The sequence below is a fragment of the Bradyrhizobium sp. HKCCYLS1011 genome, from assembly GCF_051167795.1.
Lineage (GTDB): Bacteria > Pseudomonadota > Alphaproteobacteria > Rhizobiales > Xanthobacteraceae > Bradyrhizobium.
Window position 1 is genome coordinate 324,752 of record NZ_JBNPTT010000010.1, and the last position, 15,945, is coordinate 340,696.

The following is a 15,945-nucleotide window of genomic DNA, read 5'->3' on the forward strand; positions in this document are numbered from 1 at the left end:
TTGCCGGGCGTTTTGCCCAGCCTCAAAACGCCAACCGATTGATTTTTAATAAATTTCAGACTTGGCACGGTCTTCGCTCTCTTTGACGCGAACCCGCAAGGCTTGGGAGAGCTGACGCGGGTTCGAGATCACCCGTTAACGATCGCCTTGGGAGAGGCGCCGCTTTCGGGATTCGCTAAAAGGGGAGCTTGACCGATGGAGAATGCGCTTCTCGTCGGATTGTCGCGGCAGATGGTGCTGGAACGACAACTCGATGTCGTTGCCAACAACGTCGCCAACGTCAACAGCAACGGTTTCAAGGCCGATCAGCAGCTGTTCGAGGAATATCTCACCTCGGGCGCGCATGAAGACAATTTCCGCGGCGCCGACCGCCGGGTGTCCTATGTGCAGGACCGCGGCACCTATCGCGACTTCACCCAAGGCTCCCTGGAGCGCACCGGCAATGCATTCGACGTTGCGGTCGTGGGCGCGGGCTTCCTCACGGTGCAGACCGCGAACGGCGAGCGCTACACCCGCGACGGCGCCATGCACATGAACAATATCGGCCAGCTCGTCACCGCCAACGGCGACGCCGTGCTCGGCACCGGCGGCCCGATCGTGTTCCAGCCGACCGACCACGACATCAACATCTCGCCCGACGGCACCGTCACCGTGGTCGAGGGCAACAACCACACCGACTCGATCCGCGGCAAACTGCGCGTCGTCAGCTTCGCCGACCCGCAAGCCACGCAAAAGGAAGGCAGCAACCTCTACTCCGCCGCCAACGGCGCGGTCCCGCAGCAGGATGCGAAGTCGACCCTCCAGCAGGGCTACGTCGAGAAGTCGAACGTGAACGCGGTCGGCGAGATGAGCCACATGGTCGAAGTGATGCGCGCCTACCAGCAGATCGCCAGCATGCTGCAGAACCAGAGCGACCTGCGCAAGAACGCAATCGAGAAACTCGCCGACGTTCCGGCCTGATCCCAGAACTGAAGGAAACCTAACATGCAGGCGCTTCACACCGCTGCGACCGGAATGGCGGCACAGGAACTGAACGTTCAGGTGATCTCCAACAACATCGCCAACCTGCGCACCACGGGCTTCAAGAAGCAGACCGCGGCGTTCCAGGACCTGATCTACGAGCACGTCCGCCGCGTCGGCGCGCAGTCGTCCGACCAGGGCACGATCCTGCCGATCGGCATCGATCTCGGCGGCGGCGTGAAGACGGTGGGCACGCCGCGGTCGATGACCCAAGGCACGTTGTCGCAGACCGGCAACGATCTCGACCTCGCCGTTAGCGGCGAAGGCTTCTTCAAGATCCTGATGCCGGATGGCACCTTTCAGTACACCCGGGACGGAACGTTCCAGATGGACAATCAGGGCCGCATCGTCACCGCGCAGGGCAACCCGGTGCAGCCGACCATCACCATCCCGCAGAACGCCTCTGGCATCACCGTGAGCGCGCAGGGGCAGGTCTCGGTGACGCTGCCCGGCTCGACCACCTCGCAGATCATCGGCCAGATCCAGCTCACCCGCTTCATCAACAAAGCGGGCCTGCAGCCGGTCGGCAACAATCAGTTCACCGACACGCCCTCCTCCGGCCAGCCGCAAGATGGCATCGCCAACCAGGAAGGCTATGGCGGCATCACGCAGGGAAGCCTGGAGCAGGCCAATGTCGACGTGGTCAGCGAGATGAGTGACCTGATCGCCGCCCAGCGCGCCTATGAGATGAACGCCAAGGTCATCTCCGCCGCCGACCAGATGATGCAGTCCACCACCGCGCTATTCCGCTAAGGCAATAGGAGCCTGCCATGACGATCCGCACCGCGCGTCCGCTGCTGTTCGCCGCAGCCCTGCTGGTCTCGACCGCGCTTCCCGCTTTCGCTGGCGGCGCCGACGACCAGATCGCAGCCCCGGTGCTGCGCGCCACCGTCAACGTCAGCGGCGACATCGTGCGTGTCGGCGACCTCATCGACAATGCCGGCGCCGCGGCGCAGGTCGCGGTCTACCGCGCGCCCGATCTCGGCACCACCGGCGTGCTGCCGACCGCGCAGGTGATCGCGGTGCTCCGCGCCCACCAGGTGATCGGGGTCGACACCCGCAACATCAAGGAAGTGGCGGTGACGCGGCTCGCGCGCAGCCTCTCCAGCCACGACATCGAGCTCGCGGTGGCGCAGGCGCTCGAACATCGCTCCGGCCTTGGCGACGCCGCCAATATCAGCGTCAGCTTCGACCAGGCGGTGCAGGATTTGAAATTCGATGCCGCCATGAACGGCACGCTGGCTCCGACGGGCTCCCGCTTCGATCCGCGCACCGGCCGCTTCGATGTCAGTTTCGAGATCGCCGGCGGCAACGGCATTGCCCCGGTGCGGCTGCGCTATACCGGCTCGGCGATCGATACCGTCGAGGTCCCTGTGCTCACCCGCAACATCGACCGCAACGAGCTGCTCCGCTCCGGTGATCTCGTGATCGAACGCCGCCCGCGCGCGGAGCTCGGCGGTGCGGAAGCCGCCTCGCGCGAGTTGGCCGTCGGCATGCAGATGCGCCGTCCGGCGCGCGCCGGCCAGGCGCTGAAGGCCACCGATCTCGCCAAGCCCGACCTGGTGCAGCGCGAGCAGACCATCACGATCATCTACCAGACCGCCGGAATCTATCTCACCACCCGCGGCAAGGCGCTGGACAACGGCAGCGAGGGCGACGTCGTCAACGTGCTCAACCTGCAGTCCAAGCGCACCGTCACCGGCCGCGTCAGCGGCCGCGGCCAGGTCTCGGTCGACATCGCCGTGCCGAAGCCGGCGCAGACCGCCGAGGCCGACGTCACCGCCTCCGTTTCCGTCCCTGACCGACTGCCCTCCTCCGCCACACCGAAAGCCGAGTAAGTTTCATGTCGAAGTACACGTCTGATGCTCCATCCTACAGCGGCTTGCGACGCATCGCGCTGGTGTCGAGCTCCCTGCTCGTGCTGTCGGTGGCAAGCGGCTGCTCCTCGATCGATCGGCTGTCGCAGATCGGCGAGAAGCCGAAGCTGGCGGAGATCGAGAATCCGACCGCCCAGCCCGGCTACAAGCCGGTGCAGATGCCGATGCCGAAGCCCGAGGCGGTGTCCTATGCGCCGAACTCGCTGTGGCGCAACGGCTCACGTGCCTTCTTCAAGGACCAACGCGCGCATCAGGTCGGCGACCTGCTCACGGTGACGGTCAACATCACCGATCAGGCCAATTTCGCCAACGAGACCCAGCGCAGCCGCACGGGCAAGGAAGATTCGGGGATCACCGATTTCATCGGCTCGAAGACGATTACGCAGGCCAACAAGATCCTGCCCGGCCGCCTCCTCACCGAGGATTCCTCTTCGACCTCAGACGGCAAGGGCTCAATCCAGCGCTCGGAATCCTTGACCACCAGCGTCGCCGCCGTGGTCACGCAGGTGCTGCCGAACGGCAATCTCGTGGTCGAGGGCAAGCAGGAAATCCGGGTGAACTACGAGATCCGCGAGCTGATCGTGGCCGGCATCGTGCGGCCTGAGGACATCCAGAGCGACAACACCATCGACTCCACCAAGATCGCGCAGGCCCGCATCTCCTATGGCGGCCGCGGCCAGATCACCGACATCCAGCAGCCAAGATACGGGCAGCAGGTGATGGATATATTGCTACCATTCTAGCGAGGGCTTGAGGCCCAGGAAACGCAACTAACGGCCTCCTTCCGTCAGGGAGGCAGGACAGCAATGTCCCCTCTCCCGCTTGCGGGGGAGGGTCAGGGTGGGGACGCCCCGAGCGCGACGTCAGTTCTCAACAAGGACGACGGCCGCGACGCTCCCCTCCACATTAGCGAGCTCCCACATCGCTCGCCTGCGAACCTAGGCGCAGACGAGTGATGGTATACACGGCCTCCGGTAGCTCCCCTGCCGGAGGCCGTGTTCGTTTTGCGGGGGGGTCTTGCAAACGAATCGACGTCGGCGACCGCCTGAGCGTGAACTGCAGTGCCAGGGTCGAGCCCGGGCATAACGGCGAGCGCGCAAAAATCAGCGTACCCCTCGTCCCCTCACTCGAACCGTGCCTCCACGGTCCCCAGCCCGTCCAGCTCCATCCGCACCCGGTCGCCCGGCTTGAGCCAGATCGTCTTGACCAGGCTGCCGGTCAGCACCAGCTGCCCGGCCTCGAGCCCGTCGCCGCGCGAGGCGAGATGATTGGCGAGCCAGGCCAGCGCATGCAGCGGATGTCCCAGCACATCGGCGCCGGTGCCCTGCCCGGCCAACGCGTCGTTGATCAAGGCGCGGCCCTGTATCGCGGCGAGGTCCGCCACCGCATCACGCCCGACCGCCGGGCCGAGCACGCAACCGGCGGCAAAGAAATCATCGGCGACCAGGGTCGGTGCGCCCAATGTCTCCCATTGCACATAGCGGTCGTCGACGATCTCGATCGCCGGATGGCAGTCACCGATCGCGTCGGCGACGCGCTCGATGGTGAATGGCGCATCCAGTGGCAGCAGGTCTTGCGCGAGCCGCACCGCGATCTCGCATTCGACGCCGACCCGGACGAAGTCGGCCGCGCGCAGCGCTGCGCCCGACTCGTGGACACCGCGCGCGAACACCCCGCCGGCGCAGGGATGCGGAATGCGAAGATAATCCTGCATCACCTTGCTGGTGCAGCCGATCTTGTAGCCGGCGAAATCGCCGGCATGCTCGGCGAGCAGCCAGTGAACCTCATGCTGGATCTCATAACCCGCCGCCTCATCCTGCGGCTGAAGGTGAGGCGGCAGCGCCGCCAATGGAGTCCTCTCCTGGCGGGCGCGCACGATCAGTTGCGCGGCGGCCAAGACCTCGTCTGCTCCCATGGTCGTTCAACTCCCGCTGTCAGCCGCCCAAAGCGGTCTTTCAGAATTTATGGTGAACAGCTTGTTTATAAACGACTTTTATTGGCGCGTCTCATCCTGCGTTGCGGGCTCCTTCGTGTCGTGTTTGAAGCCCGCCGCGCTGTTCAGACGGCGCTTCAGCCGCATCACGGTTTCACCAGCCCGAGCTGCAGCAGGCTTTCGGCGGTGGCGACGATGATCTCCTCATTCGGCCGCGGGGTCCAGCCGAGCAGGCGGCGCGCCTTGTCGCCGCTGGCGCGCCGTCGGCGGCCGAGCATCGGCAGCATGCCGCGCATCTGCGGCACCACCAGCGCCAGCGCACGCGCCACCCAGTCCGGCATTTCCAGCCGCGGAACCCGGCGGCCGGCCTGTCCGAGATGTTGGCGCAACACGCGCGCGATCTCGACCATCGACATCGGCTCGCCCGCCACCGCCAGGAACCGCTCCCCCTTGGCCGCGGGATTTTCCATCGCCCGCAGATGCAGGTCGGCGACATCGCGCACATCGACCAGCCCGAAATAGATCCGCGGCGCCGCCGGCGTCCGGCCATCCAGCAGCGCCTGCACCAGCGTGATCGAGGCGGAGACATCGCGGCCGAGCGCCGGACCGAGCACTGCCACCGGATTGACGGTGGTAAGTTCCAGACCGCCGCCCTCGCGCGCGATGAAATCCCAGGCCGCCCGCTCCGCCAGCGCCTTGGATTTGACGTAGGGTTGCGCGTCATCGCTCTCGACATTGGTCCAGTCGTTCTCGTCGAACGGCGTCTCGCGGGAGGGATGGCCGTAACCGATGGCGGCAAAGGAGGAGGTCAGGACCAGCCTCTTGACCCCGGCATCCCGGGCGGCGCGCAGCACCCGCAGCGTCCCTTCCCTCGCCGGCACGACCAGCTCGTTCTCGTCTTTGGGCACGTGGGACGGCAGTGGCGAGGCGACGTGCAGGACGTAGTCGCAGCCTTTCACGGCCTCGGCCCACCCTGCATCCGCGGTCAGGTCAGCGGCGTGGAAGCTGAGCTCGGCGGTCGAGACCGCGCCGCCCTGCCGCAACATCGCCAGCACCTCATCCCGCCGCGTCAGGCTCCGCACGGTGGTACGGACCCGATGTCCGGCTGCCAGCAATTGCAAAATGCAATGCGCCCCGATGAAGCCCGAGCCGCCCGTGACCAAAACCTCGCTCATCGCGTCTCTCCTCGCTCCCGGCATCATGCCCAGCTCCTATGGCACCGGGATGTGAGCGCTTATCTCAGACGAGACAAGACGGATGGATTTCATGACCAGTATGGAAAACCAGACTACGGTAGCTCAGCCGACATCCGATGCAGGGTGCATGGCTTGCACGCCCGATCCCGCCCTGCTCGCGACGTTCCAGCACGCGATCCGGACGATCTCCGGCAAGTGGAAGCTGGAGATCCTGTTTTGCTTGATGGACGGGCCAATACGGTTCGGCGGGCTGCGCCGCGCGATCGGCGGAATCACCCAGCACATGCTGACGGCGCAGCTGCGCGAGCTCGAGCAGGATGGGCTCGTGCTGCGCACGGCGTTCACCGAGGTGCCGCTACGGGTGGAGTACCAGCTGACGGCTGCGGCCTACGGGCTGCTGCCGACCTTTCGCGCCATGCTCGCCTGGTCCGAGCAATATCGACGACCGGCCTGACGCCATTGCAATGCCAACGAACGCGGCACGCGGCCGCGCTCGCCAATGCCGATCAGGACCGCGACCAATTATTCGTCGCGGTAGACTTTCTCACGCTTCTCGTGACGTTCCTGCGCTTCGACCGAGAGCGTCGCGATCGGACGCGCCTCGAGTCGTTTCAGCGAGATCGGCTCACCGGTCTCCTCGCAATAGCCGTAGGTGTTGTCCTCGATGCGCTGGAGCGCCGCGTCGATCTTGGAGATCAGCTTGCGCTGGCGGTCCCGAGCGCGCAGCTCGATCGCGCGGTCGGTCTCCGACGACGCGCGGTCGGCCAGGTCGGGATGGTTCACGTTCTCCTCCTGCAGGGCCTGCAGGGTGAGCTTCGATTCGCGGAGGATCTCTTCCTTCCATGCCAGCAGCTTGGCGCGAAAATATTCACGCTGGCGTTCGTTCATGAAAGGCTCTTTTTCGGAAGGTTTGTAGTTCTTCAACTTTTCCAAGGTCAGCCCATCTGTACGTGCTGGCGCCGGGTCGTCGTGGCACCGGCGGACGGAATACGCCCGTTCGGGGCCGCCTTATATAGCGACGCCCGGTGCCAGACAACATGCCAATGGGCAATGGCGCCCCGCCCCCAAACCCTTGCACAGGCAAATCTATCGGGCTCGTGCGGGGCGCCCTTGGACACCGCTAATAGCCGACCGTAAAGCGCTGCCGCAGGTGGGCCGGCCGCTCGATCTCGTCGGCCAAAGCGACCGCAAAGTCCTCGAACGAGATCCAGCTCTTGCCGCTCGAATCGACCAGGAGCTGATCCGTTCCGAGCCGGAACTTTCCGGTCCGCTCGCCGGGAACAAACAGCGCCGAGGGCGACAGGAAGGTCCAGTTCAGTTCCCTCTCCTGCCGCAAACGGTCGAGAAAAGCCGCCCCCTTCTCCGCTTCGGCCTTGTATTGGGGCGGAAAAGACGGGGTTGTGACCAGGCGCGCGCCGGGCGCGACCTCGAGCGAGCCCGCGCCGCCCACGACAAGGTATCTGGACACGCCGGAATCCTTGGCTGCGCCGATCAGGGTCTCGACGTCGCTCTGGAGGAAGTGGATCGAGCTGATCGCCACGTCGTGGCCGGCCCACAATCCGGCAAGCTCGGCGCGGGCGTTGGCGTCACCTTTGACCACGGTCACGTTGGGCAGCTTGGCGATCTTCTCCGGGTTCCGCGCGATCCCGGTGACGTGATGGCCACGATTGGCGAGCTCGGCGGTGATGCACGAGCCGGCCCGTCCGGATGCACCGGCGACGGCAATTTTCATGAGAGCTCCTGTCTGGTATGCGTGGGGGATAGTAACCAACGGGAACTAGATAGCGGATAGAATGCTGGTGTTAAGAGCGCACTTTAACATCACCTGGTCACGCCGGAGTAACCCATGAAGGTCGCCAACGCCTATGCCGCCGATTGCCCGACCCGGAAGATCCTCGATCGCGTCGGCGACAAATGGGCGGTGCTGATCCTGTTGCTACTGCGCGACGAGCCGTTGCGCTTCAATCAGTTGCGCCGCGCCATTGAGGGCATTTCGCAGAAGATGCTGTCGCAGGTGCTCAAGAGCCTGGAGCGCGACGGGCTGGTCAGGCGCCGTGCCATCGCCACCGTGCCGGTCACGGTGGAATATTCCATCACCCAGCTTGGACTGACCCTGGCAGCCGCCGTAGATCCCTTGCGCGACTGGGCGGAGACCCACCTCAAGGATGTGCTCGCGGCGCAGCGCCGCTACGATGCGCAGAACCGAGCCAACGCGGCATGAGCGGCGGGGCGCTCAACCCTGCCCCGCTTTGGCGAGTTCGACCTCGACGCGCAGCTCGATCTCCGACAGCACGGCGTCGAGCCCGGGATCGCCGGACGACTGCTTCAAGGCGGCGGCGGCGTCGCGCAGCCGGTTGGCCATGCCGGCATCGAGCCTGCCGGAGAGCAGCGACAGCTTGAGTTCGTCGAGCACGTCGAGCGCGCGCCTGCCGCGCTGGACCGAGCGCTTGCGGCGCTCCGCCGGCTCCTCTTCGATTCCCTGCAGCGCCAGCAGCGCGTCGATATTGGCGGTCTGCTTCGGCGCCAGCGTCGCGCGCGTCTCCTGCGTCGTTCCGGCGTCGGGCAGCATGAAGCCGCCGGACGACGTCTTTCGCGTCGAACTGGTCGAGGTGGTCAGCGTGGTGCCGTTCGGTCCGATGATGCGCATGGGTCTTTCCCGCGGCTCGTATGCGGCGCGAGCTTGGCCGGCCCATGGTTAACGACGCGTAAACGGCTCGGCAAATTCTGCCGGGGCGGCAGTTTCGATCGCGCAAAACGCGCGTGACCACGGCGGCCGCCGCCGGTTGATGTCACATCATTTCAATTAGTTACGCGCGAGCATCGGCGTGGCACGCCGCTCGCATAGTTAATGCCGATCATGGGGTCATGGGAGTGGCCGCAGCGATCGCTTGAGATTTTGAGAGTTCGAGGGGAGCATAGGATGCGACGCATCCGTTCGACGCGCCTGTTTCAGGTCGCCTGCGCGGCATTGCTTGCGCTGGCATCATCGGCCATGTCCGCATCCGCGACCTCGCGGATCAAGGATCTCGCCAATATCGAAGGCGTGCGCCAGAACCAGCTGATCGGCTATGGCCTCGTGGTCGGCCTCAACGGCACCGGCGATACGCTGAACAACATCCCGTTCACCAAGCAGTCGCTGCAGGCGATGCTGGAGCGCATGGGCGTCAACATCCGCGGCGCCACCATCCGCACCGGCAACGTCGCCGCCGTGATGGTGACCGGCAACCTGCCGCCCTTTGCCACCCAAGGCACCCGGATGGACGTCACGGTGTCCGCGCTCGGCGACGCCAAGAACCTGCAGGGCGGCACTCTGCTCGTCACCCCTCTCTTGGGCGCCGACGGCAATGTCTACGCGGTCGCGCAGGGCTCGCTCGCCATTTCCGGCTTCCAGGCCGAAGGCGAAGCCGCCAAGATCGTGCGCGGCGTGCCCACCGTCGGCCGCATCGCCAATGGCGCCATCATCGAGCGCGAGATCGAATTCGCGCTGAACCGGCTGCCGAATGTGCGACTGGCGCTGCGCAACGCCGATTTCACCACCGCCAAGCGGATTGCGGCTGCCGTGAACGACTTTCTCGGCGTCAAGTCCGCCGAGCCGATCGATCCCTCGACCGTGCAGCTGACGATCCCGCCTGAATTCAAGGGCAATGTGGTGGCGTTCCTGACCGAGATCGAGCAGCTGCAGGTCGATCCCGACCTGGTCGCGAAGATCGTGATCGACGAGCGCTCCGGCATCATCGTGATGGGCCGCGACGTGCGCGTCGCCACAGTAGCGGTCGCGCAAGGCAACCTGACGGTCACCATTTCCGAGAGCCCGCAGGTGAGCCAGCCCAATCCGCTGTCGCGCGGCCGCACCGTGGTCACGCCGCGCACCAGCGTCGGCGTCACCGAGGACGGCAAGAAATTCGCAGTGGTCAAGGATGGCGTCTCGCTGCAGCAGCTGGTCGACGGCCTCAACGGACTCGGCATCGGCCCGCGCGACCTGATCAGCATCCTGCAGGCGATCAAGGCCGCCGGCGCGATCGAAGCCGACATCGAGGTGATGTGATGTCGCTCTATGTCGACACCTATAGCGGCCGCGTTCCGCTCAGCCTGCCGAGCCCGGGCGGCTCGACCGCGCCGCGCACCGATCTCGATCTGGCGGAGGCGCTGACCAAGGTCTCGCCGAAGGCGCAGGCCAAGGCCAGGTCAACGGCGACCGATTTCGAGGCCATGTTTTTGAACTCGATGTTCTCGCAGATGACGAACGGCGTGAAAGGCGAAGGCCCGTTCGGCGATACGCCCGGCACCGGCGTGTGGCGGTCGATGCTGACCGAGCAATATTCCAAGAATTTCGCCAAGGCCGGCGGCGTCGGCATCTCGGACGAGGTGTTCCGCACGCTAATCCTGCAGCAGGCGAAAGTCACCAGCCAAGGCGCGGCTTGATCAGTTCAGTTGAGTGACGGGCGGCCGCGCTTGCCCGCGCACCGGGAGGAGTAGCAAGATGACGGCACAGGCCAAGGCGAAGCAGACCACCTATCAGGCAGCAACCAACGCCACCGAGGCGCGCGAGCTCGCCGACTTCCTCGTGACCGCGATGAGCGAGCTGCTTGCGGTCATCGAGCAGGAAACCGAACTGGTCCGCGCCGGCAAGTTGCGCGAGGCCATGGCCTTCGGCGCCAGGAAGACCGAGCTGTCGCGTCATTACGTCGCCGGGGTCGGCCGCCTCAAAGCCAGCCAGACCTTCATGCAGGCGCAGGCCCCGGAACTGTTGACCACCCTGCACCGCCACCATGACGTGTTCCGCGCCATGCTGAAGGTCAATCTGACCGTGCTCGCCACCGCGCATTCGATCTCGGAGAAGATCGTGCGCGGCGTCAATGCCGAGGTCCAGCGCCGCAATGTCCCGAGCACCTACACCGCGAACGGCCGGCGCGCCACGCCGAGCCCGCGCCAGATGACGCCTCTCGCGGTCAGCCGCACGCTCTGACAATCACCGCAGCGCCGCACGCGACAGATCTACAAGCCGCCCGCGGCGCCTCGCCGCGAGCGGTCGCCGGACGTTAATGAACAATTTATCTTAAAATACCAGGCGTGGTTGCAACGCCTGGTTCATTCTATTTCGTAACATAACGTTGAAACAAAGCGGACATAGTTGCACCCGGGACAGGTTGGGATTTGATTACCTCGACTGGCACGAGGAGGCTGCCATGAGTTCCGATTTCAGCGTCAGGCCAATAGGCGCCCCTGCGGTTGCGCCGGTCGTTCCGCCGTCGAGCCCGGCGGTGAGCAACGCTGTCCAGACCGATCTGCCGCCCGGCCAGAGCGTGACCGCGGCCGACCCGGGCACGGCCATTCGCAACGACGTGCCGTCGCAGGTCGAAAGCGAGATCTTCATGTCGCATCAGGCGTATTACGATCGCGCCGCGGCAGCGATGGTGTTCCAGGTGGTCAACCGCAACACCGAAGAGGTGGTCGACCAATATCCCGATGAGGCCGTGCTGCGCCGGCGCGCATATTTCCACACGCTGGACCTGCAGAAGGAAGAGACACCGCGCGTGCCGCCGACCGATCGGATCGCGTGAGCGGCGGCCACCCGGCAAAGCTGCGGATGCGTTAGCGCGCCCCCTCGCATTCCCCAGCCTCGGCGCGATCGTCCGAGACCTTCACTCAGCTGCTCTGCGTTGCATATGCGGTGTCCAGATAGGTCTGTCCCGAGGCAGGATCGGTCACCACGTTCTTGACCATCGCCTTGCCGTTGCCGGTCAAGGTGAACTTGGTGTCGCCGACTCTGAAAGAGCTGTCCTTGATCAGGACGTCCTGATACTTCGACGTTCCGTCGCTCTGATAGCGCACCTTGGCGCGGAATCCGCTTACGTCCGACACGGTGACCGTGAAGGATTTGTTGTTGGCGTATTTGCCGCTCCAGGTGCCCTGGTAGAGCGTCGGGTCGACCGCGACATATTTGCTGTTGCTGCGCGCGGTGCTCAAGACGTCGGACTTGTAGGCCCCCGCCAGGATGCTCATCACGTCAGCCATAACGAGACCCTCGTTCCTTCCTACCCGGAGCGCCTCAGCCACGCCCCGAAAGGCCGGCCGCGATGTTGCAGTTGATGTCGATCAGCGATTTCAACTTCGCGGGATCCGGAGACATCTGCATCTCGATGGTCTGCTTGAGCACGAACACGCCGATATTGGCGATGTTCTGACGGATCTCGAGCGGATTCGGATTGTCGGCCATCTCCATCGCACTCATGAAAATCGTCCAGAGCCGCCGATTGAACAGCAGCGCCTTGTACATGTTGCGATCAGGACCGTTCCAATTGGCCTGCACTTCCTGCAATTGCCGCGCCGCTTTCAACAGGGCCTGCGCCTCGATCTCCCGTGGTGAAGCCGTCGTGTGCGACGTGCGTGCATAGGCTTGTGCGGCATGTGACATCAACTACTCCGAGACTGACGCTAAAGACACGACCAAACTGCACAGGTTTTGTACTTTGGGTGCCTTTAAAATATGGTTAGCGGCTATTTCCATATTTGTCCGAAGCGCCTGACTTGTGTTCGAAAAGCGGCATGCCCGCCATGCGGCTTAACGTGAAGCGAAAATTCCCGATCGATATGTCGAAAAATTTCGACAACTAATAGCAGAGCGACGACGACAACACCACGCACCGATCTCGCGCACAAGGTCCAGGGAACAACACGAAGCAGCGCCGCGCGAACGCGTCCGATATGGATCGGGCCAAAAAGAGAAGCGGCGGGCCTGCACCCGCCGCTTTCGTCATGTGGACGATGTGCCGACCGCTTAGCGCAGCAGCTGCAGCACGCTCGCCTGCGACTGGTTGGCCAGTGCGAGCGCGGACACCGCGATCGATTGACGCGTCGACAGCGCCTGGCTGTTGGCCGCCTCCTCGTTGGTGTCGGCGAGGGTCAGGTTCGACGAGCCGGTCTGCAGCACGTTGATCAGGTTCTTGTTGAAGTCCTGACGGACCTGCACGATCGAGAGGTTCGAGCCGAGCGCGGACGCTTCCGAACGCAAGGTGCTCGATGCCCCCTGCAGTGAGGTCAAGACCTTGTTGGCGGAGCTGGAGTCGAGGAAGTCGGTGCCCGAAGCCAGCTGCGACAGTCCGAGGCCGCTGATGTTGAAGGTCACACCGGTGATAGAAAGCGTCGACTTGCCGGTTTCGTCGAACACCAGCTTCAACGTATCGCCGTTCAACAGGTTGATGCCGTTGAAGGAGGCGTCGAGCGCCGTCGTGTTGATCTGCGACAGAACGTTGTTGTACTGCGTGACCAGGTTGGAGCGGATCGCCTGCGAGTTGGTGTCGATCACCGGCGTGGAGCCTGTCAACCCGGTGAAGGCCGTCGCGGTGCCGCTGATCGTGCCGATCGTGGAGGATGCGGCATCATTGATCGTGGTGATCGAGATCTTGCCGGTCGTATCGACCGAGGCCTGCAGATTGTTGGCTGCGAGCGCCGCGTTCAGGTCGTTTAACGAGTTGACCTTGCCCGTCCCTATCCCGAAGGTGATCGCGGTCGCGGTACCTCCGCCCGTGGGCGTAATACTCAGCGTCTGGCCGGCCAGACCGTCACCGACCGTGCTGAGCCCGAGCTTGGCCAAGGCGCCGGTCGAGCCAGACAGTGTGAGACCGGTCGGCGGTGGCGTCAGCGTGATGGCACCGCCGCTGACGGAGCCGGCGATCCCCGTGGCCGTCTGAATCGCTGAGAGCAGATGGCCGACGGTGTCACCGATGCCGATCGACGTGCCGGTCGAGGTGGTGCCGGCGACGAAGGTGAACGTGGTGCCGTTCACGGTCAGCGTGTCGCCGGCGCTGAATCCGGTCGCCAAGTCGTCCGAGGCGCTGCCCGCAGTGCCCGACAGCTTGGTCGTGGCGGTGATCGCGACCGCCGTGGTGTTGTCGTTCAGGAGGGCGGAGCCGGTGACGGCGGTGGTGGACGCACCGAGCAGGCTGGTTGCAGTCGCACCCGTGAGCGCCGACGTGGTCACGGTTGACTTCGTGGCGTAACCGACCGCGGTCTGCAGCACTTGGTTGGCGATCGACTTGGCGCTGTCGACCAGCTTCTGCAGCGAGGTGATGCCGGTATTGGCCGCCTGCAGCACTTGCACGCCGTTGCCGATACCATCGAGCAGGTTCGCGATGTCGCTGGCGCGGTTGTTGAGGCCTTGCGCGGTGAAGAATTCCGTTGGGTTGTCGAGCGCCGTGTTAACCTTGTTGCCGGTGGCTAGGTTGTTTTGAGTGGTGGCCAGCAGCTGCGCCGTGTTTTGCAGCGCGAGCAGGTTTTGGCGAGCTGAAGCCGAGAGGACGATACCGGACATTGGTGTGAAACCTTCCTAGTTATTCACCAGGCGGTTTTAGACCGCTGCCGTTTAAAACATGGTTAATCGCCGTTTAAAAATTTTGCTTAACGAATTGTTACCGCCCTGCCCCTTCGCGGCGGGCCCATTTCGCGAGCGCCGCGCGCCTAAGCGGCCAATGCCGAACGCAAAAAAAGGCCTGAACGCAAAAACGGCGGGGTTTCCCCCGCCGTTTCGCCACGTCGTGTGCTTGGCCAGTGATCAGCGCAGCAGCTGCAGCACGCTCGCCTGCGACTGGTTGGCGAGCGAGAGCGCGGACACCGCGATCGACTGGCGGGTCGACAGCGCCTGGCTGTTGGCCGCTTCCTCGTTGGTGTCGGCGAGCGTCAGGTTCGACGAGCCGGTCTGCAGCACGTTGATCAGGTTCTTGTTGAAGTCCTGACGGATCTGCACGACTGACAGGTTCGAACCCAGCGTCGAGGCCTCGGAGCGCAGCGTCGAGCTGGCGCTGTTGAGGACCGTGAGCACCTTGTTCGCCGACGAGTTGTCGAGGAAGTCGGTGCCCGAGGTCAGGTTGGTCAAACCGAGGCCGGTGCTGTTGAAGGTCACACCCGTGATCGACAACGAAGACTTGCCGGTCTCGTTGAAGGTGAGCTTCAGCGTGTCGCCGTTCAACAGGTTGACACCGTTGAACGAGGCGTCAGCCGCGGTCGTGGTGATCTGCGCCAGCACGTTGTTGTACTGCGCAACCAGGCTGGCGCGGTTGGACTGCGAGGTCGGATCGGCAACAGGAGCGCTCACGGTCAAACCGGTGAAGGTCGTGCCGCCGCTGACCGCTCCGATCGTCGAAGACGCCGCGTCGTTGGTCGTCGTGATCGAGATCTTGCCGGTCGCGGAGTCGACCGAGGCCTGCAGGTTGTTGGCTGCGAGGGCCGTGTTCAGATCATTCAACGAGTTGACCTTGCCCGTCCCGATACCGAAGGTGAGCGTGGTCGCAGTACCGCCGCCGGTAGCGGCGATCGTCAGTGTCTGGCCGGCAAGACCATCACCGACCGCGGTGAGACCGAGCTTGGCCAGCGCGCCGGTCGAGCCTGACAGTGTGAGGCCGGCCGCCGGAGGCGTCAGCGTGATGGCACCCGATGCGCCGACCGAGCCGCTCACGCCGGTCGCCGTCTGGATCGCCGAGAGCAGGTGGCCGACGGTGTCACCGATGCCGATCGACGTGCCGGTCGAGGTGGTGCCGGCGACGAAGGAGAAGGTGGTGCCGTTCACGGTCAGCGTGTCGCCAGCCGAGAATCCGGTCGCCAAATCGTCTGAGGCGCTGCCCGCAGTGCCCGACAGCTTGGTCGTGGCGGTGATCGCGACGGCCGTGGTGTTGTCGTTCAGGAGGGCGGAGCCGGTGACGACGCTGGTGGACGCCGCGACCAGGCTGGTCGCAGTGGCATTGGTCAGCGCAGCCGTCGTGACAGTGGACTTGGTGGAGTAGCCGACCGAGGTCTGCAAGACCTGGTTGGCGATCGACTTGGCGCTGTCGACCAGCTTCTGCAGCGAGGTGATGCCGGTGTTGGCGGCCTGCAGCACCTGCACGCCGTTGCCGATACCATCGAGCAGATTGGAGATGTCGGAAGC

The 15,945-nt window shown here is 64.5% G+C and carries 19 protein-coding genes; 10 read left to right on the forward strand and 9 right to left on the reverse strand.

Annotation, left to right across the window (positions count from 1 at the left end; translation table 11 throughout):
• The first annotated feature begins 195 nt into the window (after nucleotides 1-195).
• The 4 genes from flgF to flgH are packed head-to-tail and all read left to right on the forward strand — an operon-like array spanning nucleotide 196 to nucleotide 3,640.
• On the forward strand, nucleotides 196-960 hold the full coding sequence (gene flgF / locus ACQR1W_RS30850) for a flagellar basal-body rod protein FlgF (protein ID WP_434854284.1): 765 nt from the start codon (nucleotides 196-198) through the stop codon (nucleotides 958-960).
• Nucleotides 961-984: 24 nt separating this feature from the next.
• A complete protein-coding gene (gene flgG / locus ACQR1W_RS30855) occupies nucleotides 985-1,773 on the forward strand; it encodes a flagellar basal-body rod protein FlgG (protein ID WP_008974264.1) in 789 nt (262 codons plus the stop codon).
• 17 nt (nucleotides 1,774-1,790) lie between these two features.
• Nucleotides 1,791-2,858 carry a flagellar basal body P-ring formation chaperone FlgA gene (gene flgA / locus ACQR1W_RS30860; protein ID WP_434854285.1) on the forward strand — a complete coding sequence of 356 codons (1,068 nt, stop codon included), beginning with the start codon at nucleotides 1,791-1,793 and terminating at the stop codon, nucleotides 2,856-2,858.
• Nucleotides 2,859-2,863: 5 nt separating this feature from the next.
• Nucleotides 2,864-3,640 carry a flagellar basal body L-ring protein FlgH gene (flgH, locus tag ACQR1W_RS30865; RefSeq protein ID WP_434854286.1) on the forward strand — a complete coding sequence of 259 codons (777 nt, stop codon included), beginning with the start codon at nucleotides 2,864-2,866 and terminating at the stop codon, nucleotides 3,638-3,640.
• A gap of 380 nt (nucleotides 3,641-4,020) precedes the next feature.
• Here the strand turns inward: flgH and ACQR1W_RS30870 are convergent, their stop codons facing one another.
• Both ACQR1W_RS30870 and ACQR1W_RS30875 read right to left on the reverse strand, forming a co-directional pair.
• The gene (locus tag ACQR1W_RS30870) at nucleotides 4,021-4,812 is read right to left on the reverse strand and encodes a 2-keto-4-pentenoate hydratase (RefSeq protein ID WP_434854287.1); all 792 of its coding nucleotides are present in this window, start codon (nucleotides 4,810-4,812) and stop codon (nucleotides 4,021-4,023) included.
• A 164-nt stretch (nucleotides 4,813-4,976) separates the two neighbouring features.
• Nucleotides 4,977-6,005, reverse strand: a complete 1,029-nt coding sequence (locus tag ACQR1W_RS30875; protein ID WP_434854288.1) for an SDR family oxidoreductase — start codon at nucleotides 6,003-6,005, stop codon at nucleotides 4,977-4,979.
• 82 nt (nucleotides 6,006-6,087) lie between these two features.
• Here ACQR1W_RS30875 and ACQR1W_RS30880 point away from each other — a divergent pair, with 82 nt between their 5' ends.
• Nucleotides 6,088-6,480 (forward strand): winged helix-turn-helix transcriptional regulator, encoded by a 393-nt coding sequence (locus tag ACQR1W_RS30880; RefSeq protein WP_434854289.1) that lies wholly within the window; start codon nucleotides 6,088-6,090, stop codon nucleotides 6,478-6,480.
• A gap of 68 nt (nucleotides 6,481-6,548) precedes the next feature.
• Here ACQR1W_RS30880 and dksA read toward each other — a convergent pair whose 3' ends face one another.
• Both dksA and ACQR1W_RS30890 read right to left on the reverse strand, forming a co-directional pair.
• The gene (gene dksA / locus ACQR1W_RS30885) at nucleotides 6,549-6,914 is read right to left on the reverse strand and encodes an RNA polymerase-binding protein DksA (protein WP_172114412.1); all 366 of its coding nucleotides are present in this window, start codon (nucleotides 6,912-6,914) and stop codon (nucleotides 6,549-6,551) included.
• Nucleotides 6,915-7,146: 232 nt separating this feature from the next.
• Nucleotides 7,147-7,758, reverse strand: coding sequence for an NAD(P)-dependent oxidoreductase (locus ACQR1W_RS30890; RefSeq protein ID WP_434854290.1), 612 nt, complete (start codon nucleotides 7,756-7,758; stop codon nucleotides 7,147-7,149).
• A 114-nt stretch (nucleotides 7,759-7,872) separates the two neighbouring features.
• Here ACQR1W_RS30890 and ACQR1W_RS30895 point away from each other — a divergent pair, with 114 nt between their 5' ends.
• Nucleotides 7,873-8,247 (forward strand): winged helix-turn-helix transcriptional regulator, encoded by a 375-nt coding sequence (locus tag ACQR1W_RS30895; RefSeq protein ID WP_434854291.1) that lies wholly within the window; start codon nucleotides 7,873-7,875, stop codon nucleotides 8,245-8,247.
• A 12-nt stretch (nucleotides 8,248-8,259) separates the two neighbouring features.
• On the opposite strand, the gene ACQR1W_RS30900 is transcribed toward ACQR1W_RS30895, so the two are convergent.
• Nucleotides 8,260-8,673, reverse strand: coding sequence for a flagellar assembly protein FliX (locus tag ACQR1W_RS30900; protein WP_008974255.1), 414 nt, complete (start codon nucleotides 8,671-8,673; stop codon nucleotides 8,260-8,262).
• A 273-nt stretch (nucleotides 8,674-8,946) separates the two neighbouring features.
• Between ACQR1W_RS30900 and ACQR1W_RS30905 the strand changes: the two genes are divergently transcribed.
• The 4 genes from ACQR1W_RS30905 (at nucleotide 8,947) to ACQR1W_RS30920 (ending at nucleotide 11,587) form a co-directional block, all read left to right on the forward strand.
• Nucleotides 8,947-10,071 carry a flagellar basal body P-ring protein FlgI gene (locus ACQR1W_RS30905; RefSeq protein ID WP_008974254.1) on the forward strand — a complete coding sequence of 375 codons (1,125 nt, stop codon included), beginning with the start codon at nucleotides 8,947-8,949 and terminating at the stop codon, nucleotides 10,069-10,071.
• Entirely contained in the window at nucleotides 10,071-10,448 is a 378-nt protein-coding gene (gene flgJ / locus ACQR1W_RS30910) for a flagellar assembly peptidoglycan hydrolase FlgJ (RefSeq protein WP_434854292.1), read from the forward strand. The genes ACQR1W_RS30905 and flgJ overlap by 1 nt, the downstream gene beginning before the upstream one ends.
• Before the next feature lie 58 nt (nucleotides 10,449-10,506).
• On the forward strand, nucleotides 10,507-10,992 hold the full coding sequence (locus ACQR1W_RS30915) for a hypothetical protein (RefSeq protein ID WP_434854293.1): 486 nt from the start codon (nucleotides 10,507-10,509) through the stop codon (nucleotides 10,990-10,992).
• A 220-nt stretch (nucleotides 10,993-11,212) separates the two neighbouring features.
• Nucleotides 11,213-11,587, forward strand: a complete 375-nt coding sequence (locus tag ACQR1W_RS30920) for a hypothetical protein (RefSeq protein WP_434854294.1) — start codon at nucleotides 11,213-11,215, stop codon at nucleotides 11,585-11,587.
• Between the two features lie 85 nt (nucleotides 11,588-11,672).
• On the opposite strand, the gene ACQR1W_RS30925 is transcribed toward ACQR1W_RS30920, so the two are convergent.
• The 4 genes from ACQR1W_RS30925 to ACQR1W_RS30940 all read right to left on the reverse strand — a co-directional run.
• Nucleotides 11,673-12,041, reverse strand: a complete 369-nt coding sequence (locus tag ACQR1W_RS30925) for a hypothetical protein (RefSeq protein WP_434854295.1) — start codon at nucleotides 12,039-12,041, stop codon at nucleotides 11,673-11,675.
• A gap of 34 nt (nucleotides 12,042-12,075) precedes the next feature.
• On the reverse strand, nucleotides 12,076-12,441 hold the full coding sequence (gene flaF / locus ACQR1W_RS30930; protein WP_434854296.1) for a flagellar biosynthesis regulator FlaF: 366 nt from the start codon (nucleotides 12,439-12,441) through the stop codon (nucleotides 12,076-12,078).
• Nucleotides 12,442-12,804: 363 nt separating this feature from the next.
• A complete protein-coding gene (locus ACQR1W_RS30935) occupies nucleotides 12,805-14,337 on the reverse strand; it encodes a flagellin (RefSeq protein WP_434854297.1) in 1,533 nt (510 codons plus the stop codon).
• A 240-nt stretch (nucleotides 14,338-14,577) separates the two neighbouring features.
• The coding region (locus ACQR1W_RS30940; protein ID WP_434854298.1) for a flagellin at nucleotides 14,578-15,945 on the reverse strand (1,368 nt) is incomplete at its 5' end.

Excerpts from the sequence above, each read along its gene's own strand:
- flgF (WP_434854284.1), top strand. The coding sequence starts at position 196 with ATGGAGAATGCGCTTCTCGTCGGATTGTCGCGGCAGATGGTGCTGGAA.
- flgG (WP_008974264.1), top strand. The coding sequence starts at position 985 with ATGCAGGCGCTTCACACCGCTGCGACCGGAATGGCGGCACAGGAACTG.
- flgA (WP_434854285.1), top strand. The coding sequence starts at position 1,791 with ATGACGATCCGCACCGCGCGTCCGCTGCTGTTCGCCGCAGCCCTGCTG.
- flgH (WP_434854286.1), top strand. The coding sequence starts at position 2,864 with ATGTCGAAGTACACGTCTGATGCTCCATCCTACAGCGGCTTGCGACGC.
- ACQR1W_RS30870 (WP_434854287.1), bottom strand. The coding sequence starts at position 4,812 with ATGGGAGCAGACGAGGTCTTGGCCGCCGCGCAACTGATCGTGCGCGCC.
- ACQR1W_RS30875 (WP_434854288.1), bottom strand. The coding sequence starts at position 6,005 with ATGAGCGAGGTTTTGGTCACGGGCGGCTCGGGCTTCATCGGGGCGCAT.
- ACQR1W_RS30880 (WP_434854289.1), top strand. The coding sequence starts at position 6,088 with ATGGATTTCATGACCAGTATGGAAAACCAGACTACGGTAGCTCAGCCG.
- dksA (WP_172114412.1), bottom strand. The coding sequence starts at position 6,914 with ATGAACGAACGCCAGCGTGAATATTTTCGCGCCAAGCTGCTGGCATGG.
- ACQR1W_RS30890 (WP_434854290.1), bottom strand. The coding sequence starts at position 7,758 with ATGAAAATTGCCGTCGCCGGTGCATCCGGACGGGCCGGCTCGTGCATC.
- ACQR1W_RS30895 (WP_434854291.1), top strand. The coding sequence starts at position 7,873 with ATGAAGGTCGCCAACGCCTATGCCGCCGATTGCCCGACCCGGAAGATC.
- ACQR1W_RS30900 (WP_008974255.1), bottom strand. The coding sequence starts at position 8,673 with ATGCGCATCATCGGACCGAACGGCACCACGCTGACCACCTCGACCAGT.
- ACQR1W_RS30905 (WP_008974254.1), top strand. The coding sequence starts at position 8,947 with ATGCGACGCATCCGTTCGACGCGCCTGTTTCAGGTCGCCTGCGCGGCA.
- flgJ (WP_434854292.1), top strand. The coding sequence starts at position 10,071 with ATGTCGCTCTATGTCGACACCTATAGCGGCCGCGTTCCGCTCAGCCTG.
- ACQR1W_RS30915 (WP_434854293.1), top strand. The coding sequence starts at position 10,507 with ATGACGGCACAGGCCAAGGCGAAGCAGACCACCTATCAGGCAGCAACC.
- ACQR1W_RS30920 (WP_434854294.1), top strand. The coding sequence starts at position 11,213 with ATGAGTTCCGATTTCAGCGTCAGGCCAATAGGCGCCCCTGCGGTTGCG.
- ACQR1W_RS30925 (WP_434854295.1), bottom strand. The coding sequence starts at position 12,041 with ATGGCTGACGTGATGAGCATCCTGGCGGGGGCCTACAAGTCCGACGTC.
- flaF (WP_434854296.1), bottom strand. The coding sequence starts at position 12,441 with ATGTCACATGCCGCACAAGCCTATGCACGCACGTCGCACACGACGGCT.
- ACQR1W_RS30935 (WP_434854297.1), bottom strand. The coding sequence starts at position 14,337 with ATGTCCGGTATCGTCCTCTCGGCTTCAGCTCGCCAAAACCTGCTCGCG.